The following is a 6494-nucleotide window of genomic DNA, read 5'->3' on the forward strand; positions in this document are numbered from 1 at the left end:
TGTTCTTCTTATGCTCCTTCGGGACCGGGCCGCCGACCTCGCCCTGCACACGATTCCACAGCGTTTGCCTCTTGTAGGCCTTGAAGGCTACTATCGGCCGCCCTTGTAGGGCCGCTTTCAGCCATGATCACCTCGGGGCGCTGAACGAAGCGCGTGCTTGTCGACTCTGTCGGTCGTCGCAGACGCTTACGGAGGCCTCACCGCAGAGGGCGATGCGAACTCCGGCTCGACGACGGCTGTCAAATCAGACTGCTGTGGATGCACTACCACCGATCGGTACTAGGATTCTCGACCTCGGTAATAAGCTGGTCTGTACAGCTAGCGACCTTCCTGCCTAGCAATATCAAAAGTCAAACCCCGCCGAAGATGCATATGCCTGGCAGCACGCGTCGGTCTTTGGCCACGCATCTGCCAAACCGAAATCAAGTAGCCCGCCATCGCGCGACCCTCAACGCGATCTTGATCATTGCAGTGGGGCAATAACTTATCTCTTTGGAGCTTGGTGGTGATATATAGGCGCCCAAGCCAGCGCTAATATTGCATGGAGCTAAAATGCCCGCTAAGATTTCTTGGGTGTTAGCTGGCGGGTGTTTGATGCGGTTTCATTGTCTAGGCGCGGTCGCTCTGGGTCTGGCGTCCTTCATCAGCAGCGCTCATGGCCAAGAATCCTGCGATCCTAACTACACAGGCGCCTGTGTTCCAATCGCCAGCGATGTCGACTGTTCCTCCGGAAAGGGCAATGGTCCCGCATACGTACACGGGCCGGTCTCTGTCGTAGGCACCGATATCTATGATCTTGACCGAGACGGCGACGGAATAGGTTGCGAAAACGGCTAGAGGAGGCAAGTCGCCCTCCAACTTCATGACGGCACCAGCCCATCCGCTGTTGATGGTGACGGTCACCTCCGAGTTGAGGGTGAGCAACGTTCCCAGCCATTTGCATCAAATATCAGGACCTCGTAAATGCGACTTATGGCGACTCTGCGGTACGACGGTCGAACACCGTCCACGTCTCAACCGTCTCCTGCCTTACGTTTTGTCAATTGGTAGCTGATTGTAGAATGTGCCAGTCACTGGGATGCTCATCGCGTTCCACTTGCGCGAGCCCTGATGCGCGTCAGTTATTTTTACTCTCCGGTCACGATTGAGACCAATGGCCCGGGCGATGTTCCCCGAGAAGAACAAAGAGGTAGATGGTGCCGGCATGGTCCCACCAATGCCAATGCTCTCCCCTTGTGAACGGCATCCAAACTTTTCGGCGGGCTTGAACAGCGGCCACCTTTGGCGGCTATCGAGGCTGATGATAGATTCCATTCCAGCTCTTTCTAATGTGTCGTCCGAACAGTGAACGAAAGTAGAACATATAATTCAAGCGCGAATCGACTGTGAGAGGGATGAGCTGCAATTTGGGTCAGGCCTGACGCTGGCGGAAGACGAAATTGCGGTGGCGACTGGAAGCTCAGCGATGCACCAAATGAAACTGGGCAGCTGGTGCTGTCCGCTGCGGCGCTATGACGTCAGACGATGGTATCTGCCGAATGACCTGGGGAATCTTCGGGGACGTCGAGGCCGACGTGGTCGGAAGCAAACTGAGTTGCAGGCGATGCGGCAGGAACGACCATATGCAAGCTGAGATGCCTGTCGCCGTCTCCGCGTTCCAGGCCGACGTTCTCTGCATTCGGAGGCCTGGTGAGCGATACGGGTGCGCCTGAGTGTCAATGGCGCATTTAGCAACGGCCTGGTACACGATTCACCGCGGTGCGAGCTGATCGAAACTGGCTTGGTCGATTGCATCGTAATAGCGCCGCCCACGAGGAAAGATTTTTCTATCGTTTGCGGTTGCGGTCGCATGACGCGATTGTCGGACGCAACAAGCCAGCTTGGCAATAGGCAGAGGCTGTCCACACTGTACTCCCTAATGCCAATCCATACCTAACGAGACCGCCATGCCGTCACCTCCAGATTTCACCGACGATTTTCGCTCCGAGCTGATCACGCTGCTGCGCTGGCGCAGGGATGTGCGGCGCTTCGAGCCGACGGCTCTGCCAGAGGGTACGCTGGAACGCCTGCTCGAGCTCGCCAGCATTGCGCCGTCCGTCGGTCTCAGCCAGCCCTGGCGCTTCGTAGTCGTCGAGAGCCTCAAGCGGCGCACTGCCGTGAGAGACTGCTTCGAGCGCTGCAATGCTGAGGCGCTCACGCGCTTTTCGGGAGAGCGCGCCGCACTCTATGCCCGGCTGAAGCTTGCCGGGCTCGACGAGGCGCCCTGTCAATTCGCGGTCTTCGCCGACCGCACGACCCGACAAGGCCATGGGCTCGGTCGCATGACCATGGCGGCGACCATCGACTATTCGGCCGTCATGGCAGTGCACACACTGTGGGTGGCGGCGCGGGCGGAGGGCATCGGCATGGGCTGGGTGTCGATCCTCGATGCGACCGAGATCGCCGAAATTCTCGACACGCCGCCCGAATGGACGCTGATCGGCTATTTCTGCCTCGGCTATGCCAGCGAGGAGCACGACATGCCGACCTTGGAACGCGAATGCTGGGAACATCGGCGGCCGCCGGTGGTCATCAGGCGGTAGTGGGGCTGCCCATCATTCGCCTCTTCCCTGGCGATGAGCTTGACGCAGATCGGGTCGCCCTTCGCCACATTGCCATTCCGACCGAAGCCGAGGTTCGTGTTCTTGCAAAGGCCAGGAAAGAGCAGCATGACAAGCGCGACCGCAGCGAAGATGGCGCTTGCGACAACCGGGCTGAAGCCGGGCATGGAGGTGGTCGACCTCTGTTGCGGGGCGGCTGTGCCGATCGCCACGATCGCCCGCCTGTCGTCGCACTACGCCGACCAGCTGGAGGCCGCGCACCGCCGGCTGACCGGCGCCGGCGCGACCAATTGCTATTGGTCGCCGGCTACGCGCTATGAACTCGCTACTCTGGTGTCGCGCCCCGTCGATTTCGTCTTCACGGCCAACGCCTTCGACGGCGTCCCGGACCGACCGCGGCTGGCACGTGCCGTGCGCGAGGCGCTCGCCCCCGGCGGACATTTGTTATCGTCAACTGACACCGGCAGCCGCGCGAGAAGACGACGGTCCTGAAGCGAACTCAGGCTGTCGCCAAGACAGACCATCGCCGATGCCCAAGTCGGCGGCACCATGCTCCTAGATGCCGACTGCCTGACAAGGGGTCGCAGGCCCGTCGTCCGTCCACTGTCCAAGGCCTCCTGGCCTTTCCGAGGCCGTGATCCTGCCGCGGGTGTGAGTTTGCGATCCTCATAAGAGCGTCAGGCGCGAATAGAAGTTTGGGTCGTGGCTCCACAGCGGCCGACCTATCCATCGGGTGGATGGTAGTTATCACAACAATCAATTTTACCAATATTATGGAATTCTACTACAAGGCCGCCACTTAAAGCGGCCGGACGGGTATCCGTCTCGCGTGGGCTGGTGCTGCCCGCAAAGATGCGGAGACGAACATGTGCGGGATTGTTGGCATCGTTGGGCAACAGCCGGTGTCGGATCGGTTGATCGGCGCGTTGAAGGGTTTGGAATATCGCGGCTATGATTCCGCCGGCGTTGCGACGATCATCGAGGGTGCCTTGCACCGCCGGCGCGCCGAGGGCAAGCTCGTCAATCTCGAGACGCGACTGAAGGAAGAGCCGCTGAGCGGCAACGTCGGCATCGGCCACACGCGTTGGGCAACCCACGGGGCCTCGACCGAACGCAATGCGCACCCGCACTTTAGCGACGGTGTCGCCGTAGTCCATAACGGCATCATCGAGAATTTCACCGAGCTGAAGGACGAATTGGCGGCGGATGGCGCCGAGTTCCAGACCGACACCGACACCGAGGTCGTTGGGCATCTCTTGGCAAGATACCGCCGAGAGGGCATGAGGCCGCAAGAGGCCACGCGTGCCATGCTGAAACGCGTCAAGGGCGCTTATGCGCTTGCCATCCTCTTCGAAGATGAACCGTCGACCATCACGGCGGCGCGCAACGGACCACCGCTCGCGATCGGCCACGGCGACGGCGAGATGTTCCTGGGCTCCGACGCGATCGCCCTTGCTCCCTTCACCAATGAAATTACCTATCTCATCGACGGCGACTGGGCCGTTGTCGGCAATTCGGGCGCCCATATCTTCGATGTCGACGGCCGTCCCGTCGAGCGTCCGCGCCATATCTCCACGGCCGCGGCCGATCTCGCCAACAAGGGCAACCATCGCCACTTCATGGAGAAGGAGATTTACGAGCAGCCCGAGGTCATAGCCCATGCTCTCCATCATTACATTAACATCATAGACAGTCGCGACATGGTTCCTGGCATTGATTTCGCCAAGGTCCCGAGCTTGGCGATCTCTGCCTGCGGGACCGCCTATTTCGCCGGACTGATCGGAAAATACTGGTTCGAGCGCTATGCGCGCCTGACGGTTGAAATCGACGTTGCGTCCGAATTCCGTTACCGCGAGATCCCGTTGCCGCCGCAGTCGGCGGCTCTTTTCATCTCGCAGTCCGGCGAAACCGCCGATACGCTTGCGTCATTGAGGTACTGCAAGGAGCGTGGGCTGAAAATTGGCGCTATCGTCAATGCCTGCGAATCGACCATCGCTCGCGAGGCCGATACGGTTTTCCCGATCCTTGCCGGACCGGAGATCGGCGTCGCCTCTACCAAGGCTTTTACCTGCCAGCTTGCCGTTCTAGCAGGACTCGCCATCGGCGCCGCCAGAGCCCGCGGGACCGTCCCCGAAGACGAGCTGCAGGAGCTCGTCAGCAGCCTCGCCGAATTGCCGCGCGTGATGGGCCACGTACTCGAGAGCATCCAGCCGGAAATCGAGTTCTTGTCGCGCGAACTGTCAAAGTGTCGTGACGTCCTGTATCTCGGCCGTGGCACCAGTTTCCCGCTAGCGATGGAAGGTGCGCTGAAGCTCAAGGAGATTTCCTACATCCATGCCGAGGGCTATGCAGCGGGTGAATTGAAGCACGGGCCGATCGCATTGATAGACGAGAACATGCCAGTGATCGTCATCGCGCCCCATGACCGTCTTTTCGACAAGACCGTTTCCAACATGCAGGAAGTGGCTGCCCGTGGAGGGCGGATTATCCTCATCACCGATGAAAAAGGGGCAGCCGTATCGAAACTCGAAACCATGCACACGCTCGTGCTGCCGGTTGTCGACGAGATTATCGCGCCAATGATCTTCTCGCTCCCGATACAGCTTCTAGCCTACCACACGGCGCTCTTCATGGGGACGGATGTGGACCAGCCGCGCAATCTCGCAAAATCGGTCACAGTCGAATGATTGTGCACCTGTACAGGTGGCGATGCGCCTCCAGGAAAGCGGTACCCCTTGTCTGGATCCGAAGCCCGGATGAAACCAGATGACCATTGTTTGCTGCAATTGCGAAACTCGGTAGCGGTTACGAGCGGGTTTTTCGCTGCCTCGCCGGCGGAGATTGCCGAAGGAAGCAGTGTCCGTGCCGAAAGTTCGAGTTGCTGTTCAAGAAAGCCATCGGCGAGAATGGTCCACGAAGGATGGCAGGTCGCATGCGCTACGCCGACCAGGCTCTCAGCACGGGCAGCCTTGATACTTGATCAGAAGCAGGTGAGCCGCCATATTCCGGCCCGGCCAATTCAGCGGCCCATCCCATGCATGAGGCCGGTTCGGCCGAATGGACGACCATTTTTTTTATTTGCTAGGTGTGCGCCTCGGGAGGAATCTCCGAGGGAGCTCCCAGTTCTTGGAGATGTTTATGAAGGATTCGCGCATTCCCGAACCAGTCTTGACGGCTATGTCCCAGGGAACCCACATCGTCCGCGCTTATCGCGAGCACCTTGGATATTCGATCGACGATCTGGCGGTCGCGTGCGGGCTGGCCGCTGAGGAAATCCAAAACATCGAGCGAGGTCTGAGGTACAGCAAGGGCTATCGGGATCGGATAGCGAAATCGCTTTCCATACCTATGGGAATTCTTGAGTCGGAGTTGGACATTTCGGACGCCGCCTGATCAGTCGGATGATCTGCAATGGGTGGACTAGCTGTTGTGATGTGAAGCTTGCGGCTGATGTCGACGCTTGAGTCGATTTGATGCGAATGCCTTCTGGCGCAGCTCGCCGAACAACAAGCGATATAGCCGCCCGGAGTGCTACGAAACGTGCACGACGGCATCGGCTCGCGACGAAGGATTGTAACGGCGAACTCTTCCTAGTTCGGCAAGGCGATGCTGGCTTGAGCATCAACTCGGCCTACGAGAGGGGCTACTCCTAGGCTGAATCGTCCAACATGGCGAGTCGCGCCGCTCTGAAAGTACCATGGCGGGCATCCTGACGTTTCCGGGTTGACTATGGGCGTTCGAACCACGAAAAGGGGCCGCTCTTCGTGAGTGGCGTGCGGGGGGGGGGGGGGGGCCCCGCCCCCCCCCCCCCCCCGCCCGCCGCGGGGCTGGGACTTGAATTATGAGCATAGAGGGGGGGAGGCGGGGGCCGCGCCGTTGGTGTGTGATGGGGGG

The 6494-nt window shown here is 59.8% G+C and carries 5 protein-coding genes; 4 read left to right on the forward strand and 1 reads right to left on the reverse strand.

All coding sequences use genetic code 11. The annotated features are described in order from the left end of the window. Positions 1–609: 609 nt before the first annotated feature. Positions 610–924 carry a hypothetical protein gene (locus tag NKI05_RS30335; protein ID WP_352793977.1) on the reverse strand — a complete coding sequence of 105 codons (315 nt, stop codon included), beginning with the start codon at positions 922–924 and terminating at the stop codon, positions 610–612. Between the two features lie 1022 nt (positions 925–1946). Between NKI05_RS30335 and bluB the strand changes: the two genes are divergently transcribed. The 4 genes from bluB to NKI05_RS30355 all read left to right on the forward strand — a co-directional run bounded on the left by bluB (position 1947) and on the right by NKI05_RS30355 (position 5993). Beyond that, entirely contained in the window at positions 1947–2582 is a 636-nt protein-coding gene (gene bluB, locus NKI05_RS30340; protein WP_352793979.1) for a 5,6-dimethylbenzimidazole synthase, read from the forward strand. A 126-nt stretch (positions 2583–2708) separates the two neighbouring features. Next, the gene (locus NKI05_RS30345; protein ID WP_352793981.1) at positions 2709–3092 is read left to right on the forward strand and encodes a class I SAM-dependent methyltransferase; all 384 of its coding nucleotides are present in this window, start codon (positions 2709–2711) and stop codon (positions 3090–3092) included. A 374-nt stretch (positions 3093–3466) separates the two neighbouring features. Beyond that, positions 3467–5287: a glutamine--fructose-6-phosphate transaminase (isomerizing) gene (gene glmS, locus NKI05_RS30350; RefSeq protein ID WP_352793983.1), complete on the forward strand. Its 1821-nt coding sequence runs from the start codon at positions 3467–3469 to the stop codon at positions 5285–5287. Between the two features lie 451 nt (positions 5288–5738). Beyond that, complete coding sequence (locus NKI05_RS30355) at positions 5739–5993, forward strand: helix-turn-helix domain-containing protein (RefSeq protein ID WP_352559006.1); 255 nt, start codon at positions 5739–5741, stop codon at positions 5991–5993. Positions 5994–6494: the final 501 nt, after the last annotated feature.

It is taken from the genome of Mesorhizobium sp. M0771 (assembly GCF_040320155.1).
Classification (GTDB): Bacteria; Pseudomonadota; Alphaproteobacteria; order Rhizobiales; family Rhizobiaceae; genus Mesorhizobium.

What these genes read in the sequence shown, in the direction of transcription:
- bluB (WP_352793979.1), top strand. Translation starts at nt 1,947, where the DNA reads ATGCCGTCACCTCCAGATTTCACCGACGATTTTCGCTCCGAGCTGATC.
- NKI05_RS30345 (WP_352793981.1), top strand. Translation starts at nt 2,709, where the DNA reads ATGACAAGCGCGACCGCAGCGAAGATGGCGCTTGCGACAACCGGGCTG.
- glmS (WP_352793983.1), top strand. Translation starts at nt 3,467, where the DNA reads ATGTGCGGGATTGTTGGCATCGTTGGGCAACAGCCGGTGTCGGATCGG.
- NKI05_RS30355 (WP_352559006.1), top strand. Translation starts at nt 5,739, where the DNA reads ATGAAGGATTCGCGCATTCCCGAACCAGTCTTGACGGCTATGTCCCAG.